Annotated in this window: 17 protein-coding genes and 1 tRNA gene; 8 read left to right on the forward strand and 10 right to left on the reverse strand. The window is 69.2% G+C overall.

Annotation, left to right across the window (positions count from 1 at the left end; genetic code table 11):
- Nucleotides 1–39: 39 nt before the first annotated feature.
- Nucleotides 40–669: a LysE family translocator gene (locus AB0F70_RS12170; protein ID WP_357448168.1), complete on the forward strand. Its 630-nt coding sequence runs from the start codon at nt 40–42 to the stop codon at nt 667–669.
- A gap of 85 nt (nt 670–754) precedes the next feature.
- On the opposite strand, the gene AB0F70_RS12175 is transcribed toward AB0F70_RS12170, so the two are convergent.
- A complete protein-coding gene (locus AB0F70_RS12175) occupies nt 755–1,810 on the reverse strand; it encodes a hypothetical protein (protein WP_357448170.1) in 1,056 nt (351 codons plus the stop codon).
- A 123-nt stretch (nt 1,811–1,933) separates the two neighbouring features.
- On the opposite strand from AB0F70_RS12175, the gene AB0F70_RS12180 reads away from it, so the two are divergent.
- Nucleotides 1,934–2,473, forward strand: a complete 540-nt coding sequence (locus AB0F70_RS12180) for a peptidylprolyl isomerase (protein ID WP_357448172.1) — start codon at nt 1,934–1,936, stop codon at nt 2,471–2,473.
- A gap of 101 nt (nt 2,474–2,574) precedes the next feature.
- Nucleotides 2,575–3,456 (forward strand): rhomboid family intramembrane serine protease, encoded by an 882-nt coding sequence (locus AB0F70_RS12185; protein ID WP_357448174.1) that lies wholly within the window; start codon nt 2,575–2,577, stop codon nt 3,454–3,456.
- A gap of 161 nt (nt 3,457–3,617) precedes the next feature.
- On the opposite strand, the gene AB0F70_RS12190 is transcribed toward AB0F70_RS12185, so the two are convergent.
- On the reverse strand, nt 3,618–3,890 hold the full coding sequence (locus AB0F70_RS12190) for a cell division protein CrgA (RefSeq protein WP_357448176.1): 273 nt from the start codon (nt 3,888–3,890) through the stop codon (nt 3,618–3,620).
- A 145-nt stretch (nt 3,891–4,035) separates the two neighbouring features.
- Here AB0F70_RS12190 and AB0F70_RS12195 point away from each other — a divergent pair, with 145 nt between their 5' ends.
- From AB0F70_RS12195 to AB0F70_RS12210, 4 genes are read left to right on the forward strand one after another with little or no spacing between them, the layout of a single operon-like run.
- Complete coding sequence (locus AB0F70_RS12195; protein WP_357448178.1) at nt 4,036–4,851, forward strand: DUF881 domain-containing protein; 816 nt, start codon at nt 4,036–4,038, stop codon at nt 4,849–4,851.
- Complete coding sequence (locus AB0F70_RS12200; RefSeq protein ID WP_357448180.1) at nt 4,848–5,681, forward strand: class E sortase; 834 nt, start codon at nt 4,848–4,850, stop codon at nt 5,679–5,681. The genes AB0F70_RS12195 and AB0F70_RS12200 overlap by 4 nt, the downstream gene beginning before the upstream one ends.
- Nucleotides 5,681–5,839: a hypothetical protein gene (locus AB0F70_RS12205; RefSeq protein WP_357448182.1), complete on the forward strand. Its 159-nt coding sequence runs from the start codon at nt 5,681–5,683 to the stop codon at nt 5,837–5,839. Before AB0F70_RS12200 ends, AB0F70_RS12205 begins: the two co-directional genes overlap by 1 nt.
- 24 nt (nt 5,840–5,863) lie before the next feature.
- On the forward strand, nt 5,864–6,526 hold the full coding sequence (locus AB0F70_RS12210; protein ID WP_357448184.1) for an aminodeoxychorismate/anthranilate synthase component II: 663 nt from the start codon (nt 5,864–5,866) through the stop codon (nt 6,524–6,526).
- A 74-nt stretch (nt 6,527–6,600) separates the two neighbouring features.
- Here the strand turns inward: AB0F70_RS12210 and pknB are convergent, their stop codons facing one another.
- From pknB to AB0F70_RS12245, 7 genes are read right to left on the reverse strand one after another with little or no spacing between them, the layout of a single operon-like run.
- Nucleotides 6,601–8,652: a Stk1 family PASTA domain-containing Ser/Thr kinase gene (pknB, locus tag AB0F70_RS12215; protein ID WP_357448186.1), complete on the reverse strand. Its 2,052-nt coding sequence runs from the start codon at nt 8,650–8,652 to the stop codon at nt 6,601–6,603.
- Complete coding sequence (locus AB0F70_RS12220; RefSeq protein ID WP_357448188.1) at nt 8,653–10,413, reverse strand: protein kinase; 1,761 nt, start codon at nt 10,411–10,413, stop codon at nt 8,653–8,655.
- Complete coding sequence (locus tag AB0F70_RS12225) at nt 10,410–11,948, reverse strand: penicillin-binding transpeptidase domain-containing protein (protein ID WP_357448190.1); 1,539 nt, start codon at nt 11,946–11,948, stop codon at nt 10,410–10,412. Before AB0F70_RS12225 ends, AB0F70_RS12220 begins: the two co-directional genes overlap by 4 nt.
- Nucleotides 11,945–13,450, reverse strand: coding sequence for an FtsW/RodA/SpoVE family cell cycle protein (locus tag AB0F70_RS12230; protein WP_357448192.1), 1,506 nt, complete (start codon nt 13,448–13,450; stop codon nt 11,945–11,947). The genes AB0F70_RS12225 and AB0F70_RS12230 overlap by 4 nt, the downstream gene beginning before the upstream one ends.
- A complete protein-coding gene (locus AB0F70_RS12235; protein ID WP_357448195.1) occupies nt 13,447–14,958 on the reverse strand; it encodes a PP2C family serine/threonine-protein phosphatase in 1,512 nt (503 codons plus the stop codon). Before AB0F70_RS12235 ends, AB0F70_RS12230 begins: the two co-directional genes overlap by 4 nt.
- Nucleotides 14,959–14,965: 7 nt before the next feature.
- Nucleotides 14,966–15,457: an FHA domain-containing protein gene (locus tag AB0F70_RS12240; RefSeq protein WP_357448197.1), complete on the reverse strand. Its 492-nt coding sequence runs from the start codon at nt 15,455–15,457 to the stop codon at nt 14,966–14,968.
- Between the two features lie 10 nt (nt 15,458–15,467).
- Nucleotides 15,468–16,184: a DUF3662 and FHA domain-containing protein gene (locus tag AB0F70_RS12245; protein ID WP_020017306.1), complete on the reverse strand. Its 717-nt coding sequence runs from the start codon at nt 16,182–16,184 to the stop codon at nt 15,468–15,470.
- Between the two features lie 240 nt (nt 16,185–16,424).
- On the opposite strand from AB0F70_RS12245, the gene AB0F70_RS12250 reads away from it, so the two are divergent.
- Nucleotides 16,425–16,508: transfer RNA gene (locus AB0F70_RS12250), tRNA-Leu, on the forward strand.
- Between the two features lie 173 nt (nt 16,509–16,681).
- Here AB0F70_RS12250 and AB0F70_RS12255 read toward each other — a convergent pair.
- On the reverse strand, nt 16,682–19,066 hold the full coding sequence (locus AB0F70_RS12255; RefSeq protein ID WP_357448200.1) for a hypothetical protein: 2,385 nt from the start codon (nt 19,064–19,066) through the stop codon (nt 16,682–16,684).
- Nucleotides 19,067–19,466 lie beyond the last annotated feature (400 nt).

A 19,466-nucleotide genomic window follows, 5' to 3' on the forward strand; every position in this document is an offset into this window, starting at 1 on the left:
CATTTTCGTGTCCCGGTCTCGGATCGAGGACGTGGGCCGATGGTTGACGTGACAGTGCTGCCGGGGTTCGCAGCGGTGATCCTGCTGTTCCTCGTCCCACCGGGCCCGGACATGGCCTACATGCTCGCCGTCGGCCTTGCGGGCGGTCGCGGTGCCGCGGTGAAGGCGATCCTCGGGATCGGCACCGGTATGGCCGTCTACGTCGTCGCGGTGGTCGTTGGCATCGGACGGTTCGCGCAGGCCTATCCGCTGCTGCTCGACGCCGTGAAGGTGCTGGGCGCGATCTACCTGCTCTGGCTCGCTTACACGACCGTCCGCAGCGCCCGCCGCTCACCCCACAGCTCGAGTGACGTCACCGCAGCGCGCCCCTACGCCCGAGGTGTACTGGTCAGCCTGACCAACCCGAAGGTGATCCTCTTCTTCATCGCGGTCCTTCCGCAGTTCATGGGCAGTGCGGAACAAGCAGAGCTGCAGCTGGCGATGCTCGGTGCCGTGAACGTCGGGATGGAGGTGCTGCTCTACGGTGCGATCGGTGTGGGCGCCGGAGCCTTCCACACCCGTTACTCGGAATCGCACAGGGCAGGCGCTGTGCTGCACTACATCGCAGCCGCCGTCTACCTCGCGCTTGCGGTGGCGATCCTGGCAGAAGCGATGATCGCGTCGAGGTAGCACCAGGAGTCGCCGGCTCCGGCATGAAAGGAGGGCCTGGCCGCTCTGGCCAGGCCCTCCTGTCATGCTCACGGGGAAGCGGAGGTCAGCCCTCCTGCTTGCCCTCCCCCGCGGACTTCGGCTTCGCGGGCGGAACCTCGTCCACCAGGGGCAGATCCTCCGCGGATTCGGCCGGAACGGCCTCGTCGAAGATCGGGCTCTCGATGGGTGCAGCCGTCTCGCTGGAACCGAGGTCCGACTCCCCCGACGCCGGCGCCGCGGGGTCGTTACCGCCGCGCTTCTGTGCGGCGGTACTCGCCTTCTGCGCCGTCGCCCATGCCGCGTCCAGGACCGGAGCGGCCTTCTCCTTCGCGGCGTCCAGCACAGGCGCCGCCTTCTCCAGCACAGGTGCGGCCTTCTCCTTGGCCGCCTCGAACGCGGGGCTCGCCGCCGAGTAGGCCCGAGCGCCGAGGTCCTTGGCCGTCTGTGCGGCCTTGGCCCCCGCCTCCTTGCCCTTGGCGACGGCAGAACCTGCCGCAGCACCGACGCCGGACGAGTGCCGCGCGGCGCCGTTCGAGTAGTCGGCACCCGTGCCCTGCTCCCAGGGTTCGGCCCACGGGTCGGTCTGGGGCTGCGCGCGCTTCCAGAACACGTAGCCGGCGACGGCCGCGCCACCGGCCGCCACTGCCACGACCCAGCCCTTCTTGGAGCCCTTCTTGCCGGCCTCGTCCGCCGCCTTGGCGACGGACTCGGCGAGCGCGGCCTTGTTCTGTGCAGTCGCCGCATTGGCGGCCGCTCCGTTGAACGCGGAGACCATCTTCGGCAGCAGGTCGTCCACGAGCTTGTCGTGCGCGGAGTCGATGAGTGGCGCTGCCTTGCCTGCGGCCTTCTCGACCTGGGGGGCGGCAGCCTGGAGGCTGTCCTGCCACGCCTTCTCCGCACGCGGCGTCAGCCACGCGATGAAGTCGTTCACACGAGGCTGAGCCCAGTCCTTGGCGTTCGAAGCCCGGTCCTTGGCCTGGGCCGCCACGGCCCCAGCCTGCGTTGCGGCCTTGGAGCTGACGTCGGAAAGCAGAGCTGCCGCCTCCGCGGCCCTCTCCTTGACCTTCTCGGTGTCGATCTTGCTCGTGTCCACGTAGTCGGTCACCTTCTTGCGGGTCATGAAGCTCCCCTCGAACTGTTCAAATAGTCCTCAAGATGCCACTCTGCCACCGGACGGGCCTGCTGGCGAGGGCGAGCGACGTCGGTGCAGCACCAGCGGGCCGCTCCGTGGGAGGATTGATACATGTTCGCAATCCTGCACACCACCTCCGGTGACATCCGTATCGAGCTCTTCCCGAACCACGCGCCCAAGACTGTCGAGAACTTCGTCGGCCTCGCGACCGGCGAGAAGGCATGGACGGACCCGCGGACGGGCGAGGAGCGCAAGGACCCGTTCTACGACGGCCTGATCTTCCACCGTGTCATCGAAGACTTCATGATCCAGGGCGGCTGCCCGCTCGGGACGGGAACCGGCGGCCCCGGGTACACGTTCAACGACGAGATCCACCCCGAGCTTCAGTTCAACGAGAAGTACATCCTCGCGATGGCCAACGCCGGCAAGCGTCGCAACCCGGTGACCGGCGAGATCGAGGGCACCAACGGTTCGCAGTTCTTCCTCACCACCGCGGAGACCCCGTGGCTCAACGGCAAGCACACCATCTTCGGCAAGGTGGCGGACGACGCGTCGCGCACGGTCGTCGACGAGGTCGGCAAGACCCGTACGCGTCCTGGCGACCGCCCGGTCGACGACATCACGATCACGTCGGTCACCATCGAACCCTGAGGGACGGCGGCGACCGCTCCGCTCCGGCGGGACCAGACACGGCCGCTCCGGCAGGAACAGGCACGACCAGCGAGGACCGAGGGGACTGAGGACGTATCGCGATGAACGACCCGGCCGCCGAAGAGCCGACCGAGGCCGAGGCTCCCGTATGCCCGCGCCACCCGGACCGGGTGGCCTACGTGCGTTGCCAGCGGTGCGGCCGGCCCGCGTGCCCTGAGTGTCAGCGGCCGGCGGCCGTCGGCGTGCAGTGCGTCGACTGCGTCCGGGATGCGAAGCGCGCCGCGCCGCGCGTCCGGACCGTCTTCGGCGGCTCCGCCGACAGCGCCGCGGTCAACGGCCGGCCGGTCGTCACGCTCACGATCATCGGGATCTGTGTCGTGAGCTGGCTGCTGCAGCTGGTGACGGCGGGCGAATGGACGCGGTTGCTGTGGTTCTGGCCCTGGGGTGGAGCGGTCGAGCCGTGGCGCTTCCTCACGGCGTCGTTCCTGCACTCGACGTCGCCGCTGCACATCCTGTTCAACATGTATGCCCTGTGGATAACCGGGCAGTTCCTCGAGCCGTTGCTCGGGCGGTTCCGCTTCGGGGTCCTGTGCCTGCTCTCCGCCGTGGGCGGATCGGTCGGAGTGCTGCTCCTCGCCGGTGACCCGGCGACGTCCGCCGCCTGGCAGATCCCTGTGGTCGGCGCGTCCGGCTTGGTGTTCGGCCTGTTCGGGGCGATGCTTCCCGTGATGCGGCGGCTCGGCCGGAGCATGGGCCAGGTGCTCGTCCTGCTCGCGATCAACGGTGCCATCGGCTTCTTCGTGCCGAACATCTCCTGGCAGGCGCACCTGGGTGGTCTCGTCACCGGAGCGCTGGTCGCGGCGGCCTACGCGTACGCACCGAAGGACCGCAGGGTCGCCGTCGCATGGGTGGTTCCGGTCGCCGGCATCGCGCTGCTGGTAGCGCTCGCGGTATGGCGCTACACCTCGGTCGGCTTCCTGTGAACGAGTGCGGCGACACCTGCGCGTGTTCGGCCCGACCCGAGTAACTGGGCCGTTCCCGACACCCGGCGATGCGTCACCACTCTCTTTTCCCCAGCTTTACCCACAGCTGTGGATAAATAGGGATACAGTTCCGCGGCCGCCTCAGCGCGGCCGCGGAACGCTCACTTCCAGCGCGTGGTCAGGCCGAAACCCACGATGATCAGGCCGAAGCCGACCGCGAGGTTCCACTGCCCGATCTGCGGGATCGGCAGGCCGAGCCCGGAGCTCGTGAGGTAGAACGTCACGATCCAGACGAGGCCGAGGATCATCAGGGTCAGCATCACCGGAGCGAGCCAGCGTGGGTTGGTCGCCTCTCCGGGCAGCGAGATCTTCGCCTCGGACTTCTCAGCCTTGGGCGTGACCTTCTTCTTGTTGCGGGACTTCGACTCGGGCACGAGGCGGGCTCCTGTCCTGGGGTGGTCTGCCCGACGGGTGTGCCGAGCCGACGTCTGCTTTCTCTTGGACTAGCGTAGTGCTCCACAGGCCGCAGGCGTGACCAGACGCGTCAGTGGGTTTGTCGATTGTTGCAGGAGGGACGCGGTGACCGGAGCCGAACCGACCCCCGCGCCGTCCGCGAAGGGCAGTGCGACGGGCTTCTTCCGCGCCTCGATGCATGCGGGATGGCGGTCCTGGTTGAGCGTGGGCGCCGTGGCCGTACTGGCCGGACTCATGTTCAGCGCGAGCGCTCGGCTGGCCGACGGCGGCGGTGCCGACACCCGTGACCCGCAGGATCTCGCCCAGCTGGTGGGCGCCGAGACGGGCCGGGTCTCCGAGCTCACTGACCGGGCCGGCGAGCTGGACCGCGAGATCGAGACGCTGAGCGCCCGCGCCGACACCACCGTCCCCAGGCTGGACGGCGACCTGGTCGAGCGGGAGGGCGTGGTGTCCGGCTCCGAGCCCGTCGGCGGTGCCGGGCTCACGGTGACGCTCGACGACGCGCCGTCGACGTCGGTCGGTGCGGGGCCCGGCGGGGTGGAGCCGCAGCCCGACGACCTGGTGGTGCACCAGCAGGACCTGCAGCATGTGATCAACGCGCTGTGGGCCGGCGGCGCGGAGGCCATGACGCTGCAGGGTGAGCGTGTGACCTCGACTTCAGCGTTCCGTTGCTCCGGAAACATCCTGTTGCTGCACGGCAAGGTGTTCTCACCCCCCTACAAGGTGACGGCGGTCGGCAACCCGGCGAAGATGGAGTCGTCGCTGATGAGCTCCGAGGGTGTGCAGACGTATCTCGAGTACGTCGACTGGGTGCACCTGGGCTGGGACGTGCGACGCAGCGACAACCTCGACCTCCCCGCGTACGACGGCGGAGGTCTGCAGTATGCGACGGTTCCCGACGGTACGGAGGTCTTTGGATGACCCACGCGCAGGCCGGCCACAATGTGCCGCTGCCACAGGAGGTCTTCCCCATCGCGTATGAGCGCGGCCCCTCCGGCATGGGTCCGCGCAACGCGCGGCGCCCGCGCGGGTCGGCGGCGCCCATGCGGCCGGTCGCCTGGCTGATCGGCGTCCTGGGCGAGCTCCTGGTGACCGCCGGCGTCGTGCTCGGTCTCTTCGTCGTGTGGCAGCTCTGGTGGACCGACGTCGAGGGCGCGCGGGCACAGAGCGAGATCATCGCCGAGATGGACTGGGAGGGCGCCCAGACCGGTCCGGCAACCGCCACAGAACACCGCGACCCGCCGCCGGTCATGAAGGAACCGCCGGAGGCCGGGACCCTCTTCGCGCAGATGTTCATCCCCCGGTTCGGGGACGACTACGTCAAGCCCGTCGCCGAGGGCACGGACAAGGCGACGGTGCTCGACACCATCGGCATCGGGCACTACAACGGCACGGCGATGCCGGGCGATCTCGGGAACTTCGCCGTCGCCGCGCACCGCACCACCTACGGCAAGCCGTTCAACCAGATCGCGGAGCTCAAGGCGGGTGACGCCGTAGTGGTCCGGACCAAGGAGAACTGGTACGTCTACAAGGTGACCGAGTCGAAGATCGTCCTCCCGCAGAACGTGGAGGTGATCGCGCCGGTACCCGGGGTGACCAAGGACCAGCCCATGCCGGAGCTGACCAAGCGGTTCATCACGCTGACGTCCTGCCACCCGATGTTCTCCGCCACCGAGCGGTACATCGTGCACGGCGAGCTCGACTACTGGTCCCCTGTGGGCGAAGGCAAGCCGAAGGAGCTGATGAGCTGATGTACGGGCTGTTGTGGCGGGCCATCCCCGGGCCCGGCTGGTTCAAGTTCCTGGTGTGCCTCGTGCTCATCTTCGGCGTGGTCGCCGTGTGCTTCACCGAGTTCTTCCCGTGGCTCAGCGAGTACATGCCGTTCAACGACACGACGGTCGGCGCGTAGCGGTCCTCGCCGTAGCATTTGACCATGACGCGCATCCTCGTCGTCGACAACTACGACTCGTTCGTCTATACGATCGTCGGCTACCTCGACCAGATCGGCGCCCGGACCGTGGTGGTCCGGAACGACGCCGTACCCTCCCCCGACGCCGACGGCCGCTACTGGTACGACGACGGCGACGGCTCCCGCGAGCCCTACGACGGCGTGCTCGTGTCCCCCGGACCCGGTACCCCCGCGGAGGCCGGTGCCTCCGAGGACGTCATCCGTGCCTGCGCCCGGTCCCGTACCCCGATGCTCGGGGTCTGCCTCGGGCACCAAGCCCTCGCGGAGGTGTACGGCGGCAAGGTGACCCACGCCCCGGAGCTCATGCACGGCAAGACCAGTCTCGTCGAGCACACCGGCAGCGGCGTCCTTGCCGGCCTGCCCATGCCGTTCACCGCCACGCGGTACCACTCGCTCGCCGTGACGCCGGACAGCGTGCCGACGGAGCTCGAGGTGACGTGCACGACGGCGTCGGGCATCGTCATGGGACTGCAGCACCGGGAGCTGCCGCTGCATGGCGTGCAGTTCCACCCGGAGTCCGTCCTCACCGAGGGCGGACACCGGCTGCTCGCGAACTGGCTGGAGACCTGCGGGCTCGAGGGCGCAGTGGAGCGGGCAAAGGGAATGGCGCCGCTGGTCACCACGTGACCGACGACGCCATGCCTGTCCTGCGCTGAACCTGTCCTGCGCTGACCGGGTACCACCCGGTCAGCGCAGTCGTGCTACGGGATGACGGGCTCGCCCTCTCCCTCTCCCCCGCCTTCTCCCTCGCCGTTGCCGTTGCCTTCGCCCTCTGCCGGGCCGGAGGAGACCACCAGGTTGATGACGGCGCCCACCTCGACCTTGGAACCCGGCGCGGGGTCCGACGTGATCACCGTACCGACCGGGAACGTGCTGGAGGGCTCCCGAGCAGGCCCCTCCTGGCAGGTGATCTGTTCGCCCGTGCACAGCAGCTGGGCTTCCTCGACGGTCTTTCCGAAGAGGCCCGCGGGGACCGTTGCCTCCTGGACCTCTGGCGCCACCGCGAGGTAGACGGTGACGGCCTGGCCCTGCGGTACGTCACCGGCCTCCGGGTCGGTGCGGACCACAGTGCCCGGCGCCGCCTCTTCGCTCTCTTCGTCTCTGTACTCGATGGTGCCGAGGCCGAGGTTCGCCAGCTGCGCGCTGGCCCCGTCCTTGGACTGGCCGACGACGTTCGGGAGCGTCGTGTTGCCGGTCGAGAGGTACAGGGTGACCTCGTCGCCTTCCTGCGCGGGCTGGCCGGCGCCGGGCTCGCTCTTGGTCACCGTGCCCTCGGCGATGTCCGGGCTGTTCTCCGTCTGGGACGTGCCGACGGTGAGGTTGAGCTTCTCGAGCTCGGCCCGGGCGTCAGCCTCGGACAGGTTCTTCAGGTCGGGGACCGTGACCTGGCCGGGCGCGCCGGCAACGAAGACGGTGACTGTCGAGTTGGGTTCGACATCCTCGCCCGCTGCCGGGTCGGTCGTCCCGGTGGTCAGCCCCTCGTCGAGCTCGGAGTCCTGGTCGATGGCCTGCTCGAACGTTAGACCGGCCGCCTCGATCTGTGCCCTGGCTGCTTCGGCGGTGAGGCCCTCCGCGATCACCGGCACGGGAAGCGCCGTCGGCGCCCGGTTGTTGTTCGCGTCATCCACCGCCATGGCGATTGCGATGGCCGCGACCGCAGCCAGGGCGATCCCGAGCAGCCACCACATGAGGGCCTTGCTCTTCTTCTCGGGCTCCTGGTCGGCCCGGTTCGGCTGGCCGGGGTATCCCCCGCCGGGCGTGACCGGGCTCTGCTGCGCCGTCGCCGGGCCCCAGCTCGGGGTCGGGGACATGACCTGCGTGGCGCCGTACGCGGGCTGGCCCGCTACCTGCGTCGCACCCATCATGGCGCCCACCATCGGCGCGCTGATCTGGCCGCCGCGCATCGCGGACTCCAGGTCGCGCCGGAACTCGGCGGCGGTGCTGTACCGCTGCTCGCGGTCCTTCGTCAGCGCCTTGAGCGTGATGCGGTCCAGGACGTCGGGGACATCCGTGGCGACCTCCGACGGACGCTGCGGCTCCTGGCCGACATGCTGGTACGCGACGGCCACGGGCGAGTCGCCCTGGAACGGCGGACGGCCGGTGAGGAGCTCGAACAGCATGCAGCCGGTCGAGTACAGGTCGGAGCGGGTGTCGACCTGTTCGCCGCGGGCCTGCTCGGGGGAGAGGTACTGCGCGGTGCCGATGACGGCGTTCGTCTGCGTCATGGTCGCGGCGGAGTCGGCCATGGCCCGGGCGATGCCGAAGTCCATCACCTTGACCGCACCTGTGGGCGTGATCATGACGTTGGCGGGCTTGATGTCGCGGTGCACGATGCCCGCGTGGTGCGAGTACTCCAGCGCGCTCAGCACGCCGACGGTGATCTCGACGGCCTCCTCGATGGGCACCGCGGCGCCGTCGGTCAGGATGTCGCGGACCGTGTGGCCCTCCACGTACTCCATGACGATGAACGGGACGTGCACGTCCTCGCCGGCGGCGTTCTGGTGGATGTCCTCGCCCGTGTCGTACACGGCGACGACAGCGGGGTGGTTCAGCGCGGCGGCCGACTGCGCCTCGCGCCGGAAGCGCACCAGGAAGGACGGATCACGAGCGAGGTCGGAACGCAGCACCTTGATCGCGACGGTACGACCGAGACGGGTGTCATGGCCGATGTGGACCTCGGCCATGCCGCCACGGCCGACAAGCTCGCCGACCTCGTAACGGCCGGCGAGTACGCGGGGCGTGTTCTCCACCACTCATACGTCCTTAGATGTCATGGCCGTCTGCCTCAGGGCGTACGACTCGTTGAAAAACATCATCCCAGAAGCGGCGACTGCCGCGGCTGCGGGGCGATTCAGCGTTTCACCGTGGATTTCGGAGGAACCCGACGGCTCCTGCAGAGCGCTGTTGTCGCCGCCTCCGGAGACCAGCGTGATGATGAGGACCACCAGCAGCAGTGCGACCAGCGCGACGAGCGGCCAGGATACGCGGACCCCTATGCGATCCTCGATCCCGCCGAGCCACCGCTGGAGGTCCGACGACAGACTTCGGCGCTTCCCAGGGTGCCCCCCGGACCGTCCCTGCTGGGGGACCCTCCGCCCGTCCTGGCGTGTCGAGTGCAGATCGCGGCGCGACGGGTAGGACCGCCCACCGTTCCCCGCGCCGTTGCCGATCGACGGCGGGACGTAGCCCGAACCGTGCGGCCGGCCGTAGGCGTCGGTCCCGTAGGTGCCCGACGTCGTGCCGTAGCCCGCGGAGTCCGCGCCGTAGCCGGCCGAGTCCGTGCCGTACTGTCCCGAGCCCGGGGCGCCGGCAGGGGTTCCCGGCGCGGGCGAGTAAGGCCGCCCGTAGGCGTCGGTCCCGTGCGTGCCCGACGTCGTGCCGTATCCGGCCGGGTCGGAACCGTGGGCTCCCGAACCGAAGGGTCCTGAGCCGTATCCGCCCGCGGGCGTGCCCGAGCCGTATCCGCCGGCCGGGGTGCCGCGGTCCGGGCTGGGCGGCGCGGACTGCGCGTTCGTGACGGTGGTGTGCCGACCGCCGCTGGTCTGGCCGAACGGCGTCTGCCTGCGTGCGTGGGACGGACCGGGCTGCGCCCCTGCGCCGCTGCGGCCGTTGCCCGACCGCTGCGGCGGTCCCGAAGGCTGTCCGTCGCGGCGGGCCCGGCGCGCGTAGCGCGAGCTGCCGAACGGGTCCTCCGCGATCTCGGCGGCGAGCACGTCGAGGTGCCGCGCGAGCTGGTCCGCAGAGGAGATGCGCTGCGCCGGATCCTTCTCGAGCATCTGCGTGATGGTCTCGGAGAGCCCGGGGTGGACCGACGTCGGCAGGAGCGGAACCGGCGCGTTGACGTGTGCGATGGCGATGTCGACGGGAGTCCTGCCGGTGAACGGACGGCGGCCCGCCGTGGCCTCGTAGGCGACCACGCCGAGTGCGTAGATGTCGGACGCGCCGGTGGCCGACTGCCCCACCGCCTGCTCGGGCGACAGATACTGCGCGGTGCCCATGACCATGCCGGTGGCAGTCATGGGCACCTGGTTCTGCGCCACGGAGACACCGAAGTCGGTGATCTTCACCGTGCCGGAATGCTCCAGCAGGATGTTGCCCGGTTTTACGTCGCGGTGGACCACACCCGCGAGGTGGGCGGCGTGCAGGCCGCGGGCCGTCTGGGCCAGGATCGGCAGGAGCCGGGCCGGCGGAAGCACCGGCTCGCGTTCGAGCAGGTCGGCGAGGGGCTCGCCCAGGACCAGCTCCATGACGAGGTAGCCTGCGCCGTTCTCCTCGCCGTAGTCGAACATCTGCGCGATGTTGGGGTGAACGAGGGTCGACGAGTTCCGGGCCTCCGTGCGCAGGCGACGAAGAAAGTCCTCGTTGCCCGTGTACTCCTCGCGGAGCACCTTCACGGCGATCTCGCGCGCGAGCTTCTCGTCGCGCGCCACCCAGACCTCGCCCATACCGCCCATGGCGATGCGCCGAACGAGCGTGTAGCGCTCACCGAGCGTCAGACCCTCGACCGGTCTCATCTCGAGATCGCCGCCTGCAGGATCTGTCGGGCGATGGGCGCGGCCAGCGCGCCACCGGTGGTCTCGTTGGTGGACTGGCCCCCGTTCTCCAGCACGACCGCTACCACTACCTGCGGGTCGTCGGCCGGGGCGAACGACGTGAACCACAGCGTGGGCGACCGCGGGTAGTCCTCGGCGGTGCCGGTCTTGCCCGCCACCTGGACGCCTGGGATCTGCGCTCCCTCACCCGAGCCGTCGTTGACGACCTCGACCATCATCTCGGTGAGCGCGTCCGCCGTGGACGACGAGAACGGGCTCTTGTAGCGGCTCGGCTTCGTCTGGCTGACCAGCTCGAGGTCGCTGTCCCGCACGCTCTGGATGAGGTAGGGCTCCATGAGGTCGCCGTCGTTCGCGATGGCTGCCGAGATCATGGCGACCTGGAGCGGCGTCATGCGGACGCTGCCCTGGCCGATGCCGGAGACCGCGATGCGGTCGGCCGAGTCCGAATCGTTCTCGCCGCCGATGAGGCCCGGGTATTCACCGATCGTGGTCGACATCGGGATGTCCAGCGACTCGTTGAACCCGAAGTCCTTGAACATCCGCTGCATCCCGTCCTTGCCGACCTCGTTGGCCAGGTCGAGGAACGCTGTGTTGCAGGAGATCGCCAGCGCCCTCTTGAGCGTCATCTTGCCCGAGGGGTCGCAGGACTCGCCGCCGAAGTTCCCGACCTGGCCGCTGGGGCCCGTCGTGCCGGGGAGCTGATAGAGGTCTACCGCAGGGACCTCGGTGTCGGGGTTCACGCCGTTGTACTCGATGGCGGCGGCCGAGGTGAGCAGCTTGAACGCGGACCCGGGTGGGTACGTGGCGTTGATGGTGCGGTTGATCGTCGGCCCGTAGGTGCTGAACCGCTCCTTGCCGTCCTCCGCGTTGACCCGCGGTTTCTGGTTCAGGAGCGCGTTGTAGGCCGCGGTCGCGTCCCCGGCGTCGTGCACCGCGATGGAGTTCGGGTCGAACGACGGCTTGGAGACCATCGCGAGGATGGCGCCGGTCTTCGGGTCCATGGCCACGGCCGCGCCGGTGTAGTCCCCGAGGGCGTCCCAGGCCGCCTGCTGGACCTTGGGTTCGATGGTGAGCTCGACGGAAGAGCCCTGCGCCTCCTCACCGGTGATGAGGTTCTGCAGCCGGTCGAGCCAGAGCGAGTCGTCCTCGCCGCCGAGGTACCCGTTCGCGAAGCGCTCGAGTCCCGTGTAGGTACCGGTGACCGCGAAGAAGCCGGTCAGCGGCGCGTACAGGCTGGCAGCGCCCGCGTTCCCGCCCGAGTAGGTGCGCTGGTACTTGTAGTCGTCGTCGACCTTCTCGGACGTCGCGATCGGCTCGCCACCGACGACGACGATCGGCCCGCGGTCCCGGCCCAGCTCGCTGTAGATGTTCCGGAAGTTGCGCGGATCCTCGTTCAGGTCGCCCGCGGTGACGAACTGGATCCAGGTCGTCGCGACCATGAGGGACAGGAACATGGCCATCACGACGGTCGAGAGGCGACGCAGGGTCGTGTTCACCGCTCCACCCCCCGGACGATCTGGGTCGCGTCGTCGGGCGTTGCCCCCCGGCCGACGCCGGCCTCGGTTCCCGCCTGCACCGGGCCCACACCGGGGCCACCCACCGCGATGGCGTCGCCGCCCACCAGTGCGGGCGCCGGGTCGGCCAGCGCGCCGCGGGTGGGCAGGGCCGAGGGGCGTCGAGCGGCGTCGGAGATGCGCAGCATGAGGGCGATGACTATCCAGTTCGCGAGCAGGGAGGATCCGCCCTGCGCCATGAACGGCAGGGTCAGGCCGGTGAGCGGGATGATGCGGGTGATGCCGCCCACCACCACGAAGAGCTGCAGCGCCATGACGAACGCGAGGCCGCCCGCGAGCAGCTTGCCGAATCCGTCCCGCACGCCGACCGCGTGCCGCAGGCCACGCTGCACGATCACCAGGTAGACCAGCAGGAGCGCGAGCAGGCCGGTGAGGCCGAGCTCCTCCCCGAGCGCCGCGTAGATGAAGTCGGAGAAGGCGAACGGCACCCGGTCCGAGTAGCCCTCGCCCCAGCCTGCTCCGAACATGCCGCCGTGCGCCATGCCGAACATGCCCTGGACGATCTGGTACGAGCTGCCGAACTGGCGCTCGTACAGATCCGGGTTGAGCGGGTCGAGCCAGACGTCCACGCGGGCCTGCACGTGGGCGAAGAACGACCAGGCGACGAGGGCGCCCCCGGCGAACATGGTGAGGCCGATGACGATCCAGCCCACCCGGTCGGTGGCGAGGTACAGCATGCCGACGAACAGGCCGAAGAACAGGAGCGACGTCCCGAGGTCCTTCTCGCCGATGAGGACCGCGAGTGACACGGCCCAGACGATCAGGATCGGGCCCAGATCGCGCAGCCGGGGCAGCTGCAGGCCCAAGAACTTCTTGCCGGCCAGCGCCAGGGTGTCCCTGTTCGCGACCAGATAGCCGGCGAAGAACACCGCGAAGGCGATCTTGGCGAACTCAGCAGGTTGTAGCGAGAACGGGCCGATGAAGATCCAGATCTGGGCGCCGTTGATCTCCTTGCCGAGCCCGGGGACCAGTGGGAGGACGACCAGGACGACGCCCACGACCATCGCGGTGTAGGTAAGGCGACGCAGACTGCGGTGGTCGCGGATGACGAAGATGATGACGCAGGCGAGGAGGATGCCGATCGACGACCACATGATGTGGCGGGGTGCGTTGGCGCCGACCATCATGGTCGCCGGCGACATGTCCAGCCGCAGGACCATGGCCATGCTGACGCTGTTCAGCAGCACCACGGCCGGCAGGATCACCTGGTCCGCGTACGGTGCGCGCAGGCGGAGCACGATGTGCGTGGTGAACGCCAGCGCGGCCAGGACTATCGAGTAGGTCCAGAAGCCCTCGGGCAGAGCGTCATCGAGCGCGTAGCCGACCATCCACATGCCGCCCATGCCGAGGGCAAGCGCGACGAGGAGCAGTATCGCCTCCGCGATGCGGGTCGGCGCCTTCTCCTCGAGCTGGAGGCCGCTCATCCGTTCGCCCCCTGGCCGGAGCCGTTCGTGGTGGTCGACCTGGACGTCGACGAGGAGCTCTCGCCCGGCTCGTCGCTCGTCGAAGGGCTGGGTGACGGCGACGGCTCGGTCTCCTCGGCGGCGTCCGCGATGAGGCGGTCGGCGCGTCCGCGGGCGTCCTCGAGCGACGTGGCGCGGATGGTCTCCTGCACGCGGTCGGCGACGAACCCGGGCAGCTCGTCGACGCGGGTGCCGGTGAGCTCGACCGGGGTCGAGAAGGTCAGGGGGCCCGCCGTCGCCGGAATGCCCCGGAAGACGGCGACCTGGCCGTCCGCCTCCCCCACGTAGTACTGGGTCTGGGTCCAGCGGTAGCCGCCCCAGCCCGCCAGGGCGAGGCCCACGATCAGGAGCAGCGCACCGAGCACGGTCAGCCAGACCCGCTTTCTCGGCGGGATCTCGTCCTCGCGGGCCTCTTCCTCGAGGTCCTCGTCGGGCTGGATGTCCGGCTGGTACTGCTCCTCGTCGGGGGCGCCGGCGATCATCGCCTGCTCGAGGGTGTCGGCGAGGCCGTCGCGCGCCGCGTCGTCGGGCAAGACGCCGACGGCGACCGGTGAGGGTGCGGGCTGGCCGCCCGACGGGACCGTGGAGCGGGTGAAGCTGGTCACGGTGTCGCCGTCGATGCCGGAGCCCGACCCGGGCAGGACGGTGGGGGACCCAGGGTCATCCGCCGCGGTCACCCCGGCGAGTGCCGCCGAGCCGACGATCTCCGGCGTGACGGTGGCGGCGGTGGTGGCCGCCGCTGCCTCGTCCAGGATGTCGGCCACGACGACGGTGATGTTGTCGGTGCTGCCCGCGCGCATGGACATCGAGATGAGCCGCTCGACGGCGTCCTGCGGGGTGGTGACCGAGATGAGGACCTCTGCGATCTCGCTGTCGGGCACGAAGCCGGACAGGCCGTCCGAGCAGAGCATCCAGCGGTCGCCGGGTACCGCCTCGCGGATCGAGAGGTCAGGTGTGAGGTCGAGGTCGAAGTCGCCCAGCACCCGCATCACGACGTTGCGCTGCGGGTGGGTCTCTGCCTCGTCAGGCGTGATGCGGCCGGTGTCGACCAGGTGCTGCACGAAGGTGTGGTCCACCGTCACCTGGGCGAGGGTGCCGTCGCGCAGCAGGTACGCACGCGAGTCACCGAGGTGTGCCATGGCCAGCGTGTTGCCGGACTTCAGCAGCGCTGTGACGGTGGTACCCATGCCGGCCAGGTCCGGGTCGGCCGTCGTCGCGTCGACGAGGTCCTGCCTGGCGCGGTCGATCGAGCGTTCCAGCTCGGACATCGACTGGTCGGAGCTGTGGTCGGGCCGGTCGAGGGCCACCAGGGCCGCGATGGTCAGCGCGGACGCGACGTCGCCGCCCGCGTGCCCGCCCATCCCGTCGGCGACGACAAGGAGGTTGGGGCCCGCGTAGGCGGAGTCCTGGTTGTTGGAGCGGACGAGGCCGACGTCGGAGCGCGCGGCATACCGCAAGGTGACGGTCACGTGATGGTCATCCCTGGAGCTCGACGACGGACTGTCCGATCTGCACACCCACACCGGGGGCGAGCGGCAGGACACCCTGCACCCGCTCCTCACCGATGTACGTGCCGTTCGTGGAGCCGAGGTCCTCCACGAACCACTGGCCGCCCTGGGGGAAGATCCGTGCGTGACGGGACGACGAGTAGTCGTCGTCGAGCACGAGCGTGCAGCTCGGCGCGCGTCCGATCAGCACGCCGGACGAGGTGAGCGGGATGGTGGTCCCCGTGAGCGGGCCTGCCACCACGACGAGCCGCGAAGGGCCGCCGCGCTGAGGAGCGCGGGGCGCGCCACCGGCCGGGGTCGGCGTCGGGGCCGGCCCCGCGAGCTCCGGCCGGCGCCGTCGGCCGCTCGGCGTACGTGGTCCGGCCAGGTCGCGCCGGAGCACGGCGACGGCGGAGAGCACGAACACCCACAGCAGCACGAGGTAGCCCAGCCGGAGCAGGGTGAACGTCAGCTCGCTCATGTCGGGTTCTTCACCAGTCCTCGTTGTCTGCACCGGAAGCACTGCCGGTCCAGAACATGATGCGGGTACGGCCGATGGTCATGGTGTTGCCATCGAGCAGGGTCGCCGCCGGGACCTGGTGGCCCTCGACGTACAGGCCGTTGGTCGAGCCCATGTCGGTCGCGACGACGCCGTCCGGCGTCACGCGGATCTCGAGGTGACGGCGGGAGACTCCCGGGTCGTCCACGACGATGTCCGCCTCGGCGTCACGCCCGATGACGGTCACCGGTCCGGTGAGCAGGTACCGCTGACCATCGATGTCGATCAGCGGGTGCCGGCCGGTAGGCGCGCCGGACGTCGCCGGAGCGACGCTTCCCTGCACGCTGCGCGACCGCACGGTGAAGCGGCCGGGTACCAGCTCGTACTGCTCGTCGAACGTCACGCTGACGGGGCCCACGAACGCATAGTGCTGCGTCGCGGCGTACGCCGTGATGTTTGACGCGAGCTCGTCGGCCAGGGTCTGTGCACCCCACGCCTCGATCTGGGCGAAGTCGTCGGGAGCGAGCTCGATGGTGAACTCGTTCGGGGCAACGGTACGGTCACGACCGACGACCGCGGCACGGTCGTCCAGCTCGCGACGAAGCCTGCTCGCCAGTTCGACGGGCTTCACCTCGCCACGTCCCACCTTGGCGAACGCGTTGTTCATCATGCGCTCCACGCTCTTCTCGAAGCGGTCCAGGGCGCCCATGCCACCTCCTTCCGGGTCTGCGCCGGGCAGACTACCTAGATCGTATAGACCGGTCGGTCCCCGCAGACTCCATTACTGTGGATGTCCTGCGGATCTTCTCCGATCTTCCCTCAGGTGGCGCGGTGAAGAGAGGCGTGGGCGGATCCGCACGCTACCGGACCTGCGGCAGGACGTGAACCACTTCACGGTTATTGGATTCGGAGCCGACGTCCGTGCCGTGCTAGCCTCTCATCCAGCAGCGCGCGAGTGGCGGAATAGGCAGACGCGCACGGTTCAGGTCCGTGTGCCCGAAAGGGCGTGGGGGTTCAACTCCCCCCTCGCGCACGTTGTTACGAAAGGCCCCGGCTCATCGAGTCGGGGCCTTCGTCATGTCCGGACCAGGGCCGTTCCGGGCGTCTGACATGGGCACTTCTCCCCGGGCCGGTTCGTCATGAACCACCGAATCTCCCGCCCGGGGCGATCCGGACGGGAGATTCGTGGCGGTGGCGTCCCGCCGATCAGCGGATCGCGGCCGTTCGGTAGCTCGCCGCCGACTTCGTCGTGTAGCCGGTCCGGGAACCGACGACCGTGACCGTCAGGTGCTTGCCCCGTGCTCCCGACGGGATGACGAAACGGTTGTCCCTCCGCGTCTCGAGGTACGCGCCGTCCGCCTTCCATACGTAGTTGACCGACGACGGCGCGGGTGACCATGTGCCACGGCTGACCGTCAGCGTCGAACCGACCCGTGTCGTCCCGCTGATCGTCGGGCGCGGGGCCGTGAACGTCCCCGGAGCGATCGTCGCCGTCTGACCGCTCGTCACCGACTTGGTCGTGTAGCCCGTCCCGGAACCGACGACCGTGACCGTCAGCCGCTTTCCGCTCGCCGACGCCGGCACCACGAACGCAGAGGTTGCCTGTGTCGCGATCGTGACGCCGTCCGCCTTCCACACGTATTGCACCGCCGACGGCACCGGCGACCACGTCCCGCGGTTTACCGTCAGCGTCATGCCGACCTTCGCCGTGCCGGTGACCGCCGGCAGCGGGGCCACGAAGGTGCCGGGCGCGACAGCGGCGGTAGGAGCACTGGTCGCTGACGACTCGTAGTACTGCTTGAGTCCCGTGACCGTGACGGTGACCGTCTTGCCCGCCGCCGATGCGGGAACAGTGAATGTGCTCGACGTCGCATCCGGGACGGCCACGTCGTCGACCTTCCACACGTATCGGTAGCTGGTAGGCGCCGGCGACCACGTACCGGGCACGGCGGTCAGGGTCGAGCCGACCTTCGCGGTTCCGGTGATCGCCGCCTCCGTCGTGGTGAAGACGGCTGGCTTGACAGTGACCGTTCGGTCGAGGCGGGAGTCGAGGAAACCGCCATCGGCGCGGAATCTCAGGACCGTGGGATAGGTCCCAGGTACCAGTTCGCCCTCGTCGTAGGTCGCGATCCGGCCGTGACCGTTCCCGTCGAGATCATCGCGGTACCCAAACGCGGACAGCGAATGCTCATTCAGATACAGCCCGACCTCTCCGGCTGGGACGCGGGAGTCGGACAGCACATCGACCTCGATGAAGACAGGCATCTCCCCGTAGTGCCACGACGACGGCAGGTCGCTCTCGATACGCGTCCTGGTCGCAGGGAGGACGACGATCTGACTGCTCAACACTGCTGAGTCGGCCTCGCCCCAGCCCTCGTAGTCGAACCTGACCGCGTAGGTCCCTGGCCGTAGCAGTGGAGACAGCTCCGATATGCACCATGTATCTCGCGTATCACCCGAGTAGCCGTACAGCTTGTGGATCTGGCTCGAATCGCCTTCCACACTGATGGTGGCCTGGCCGTCCCCCCTCCACCAGTAGGGCGAGCCGTCCTCCGTGGCAAGCGTGAAGCAGAGCGTGTCATCGGCGCCCCGGTGCCAGGTCATCGGACCTGAGGTGGTGAGCGCGACGGGGCTCGGCGCGGTGAAATCGAAGGGGGTCTTGATGGTGGTCGTGACATACGGCGACCCGGCAAAGGTCACGGCTGCGATGTGAGTTCCGGCCTGCTCGTGGTCGTTGGTCATCAGATGGACCGCCGCGGAGTCGGGCCAGGTGCTCCTCGGTTCGAGCTTGCGTATCTGCCCGTCGGGTGCCCGCATCGTGGTCTCTGCTCGACCGATGACGGGTGTCTCGTCCGTCAGAGCGGCGCTCACGTCGAGTCGGACGGTGTCCGTGACGCGCAACGGACGGTCCGCGGGCAAGGACGGCTTCACGGACACCTCCACCGGGACAGGGTCGCCGACCATGATCGCCCAGTGCGGGGCGGCGTCGTAGTCGCCGCTGGCGACGACCGAGAAGACATCCCGGCCGGAAGGGAGCGCAGGCGGTGTCGTGTTTCTGCTGCTGAGACCCCAGCTGAGGATCGTTCCGTCGTCGAGGGCAGCGGCACCCTGGCCGTAGCCCATCGTGGCAAGCGAGACGATCGACCGTCCCGTCGGCGCGACCGCGAGCTGCCCGGCTTCCACCGAGATCACCCGGCCGTCCGCAGTGGCGGCGACAGCTTCGCCCGAGCCCATCTGAGCACCGACGAACCGAGTGCCTGCCGGCGGCTCGATCACCGACGCACTGGACCCGTCGACACCGGCTGAGCAATACACGAGCGCGCCGTCGCTCCGGAGCGCAACCCAGCGGTGGTAGCTGCCTGGGGAGGAGACCGCCGTGTAACGCAGCCCAGTGTCCGGATCAAGCGCGTCAGGACAGTTCACGCCCACCGAGGACCTGAGCACACCGTCCGACCGCAGTGCGAGGTCATGGGAGATCGCCGTGTACGCCAAGCCCTCGGGAGGCGTCATCAAGAGCCGACCAGTCAGGGACACGACGACGCCGTCCGAGCGGAGCACCTTGCCGTCCGCCGACACTGCCGTGTACTTCATGTTTGGCGGGGCGTGCAGGTGATGCGTCAATCCGTCAGAAGAAATGTAATCGTGCGAATCGACGTGCCCGTCGCTTCGGAGCACCACCAGGTCAAAGGTATCGGCGGCGATTGCTGTGGCATACACCCCGTCTGGGAGCGCCCGCGGCGCGCTGCCGCCCGGGTAGCCCCATGCGGCCACCTGACCGCCGTGCAGTGTCGGCATCCCCTCCTGGACGAAGGTGGGGTCAAGGGACTCGGTGGCCGCCCCGGCCACTGCAGCCGGAGGGCTTGCTGACGTCGTCGCGCCCAAGGCGGGCGCGGCACCGGCGGTCGTCATGGTGACACCTAGTGCGAGCCCGGAGGCCATCAGCGTCACGCAGGCCCGCCGGGCCGAGGGCAGGAAGGAAAGGAACTGTCGG

This window comes from Promicromonospora sp. NPDC023805, from assembly GCF_040639635.1.
Classification (GTDB): Bacteria; Actinomycetota; Actinomycetes; order Actinomycetales; family Cellulomonadaceae; genus Promicromonospora.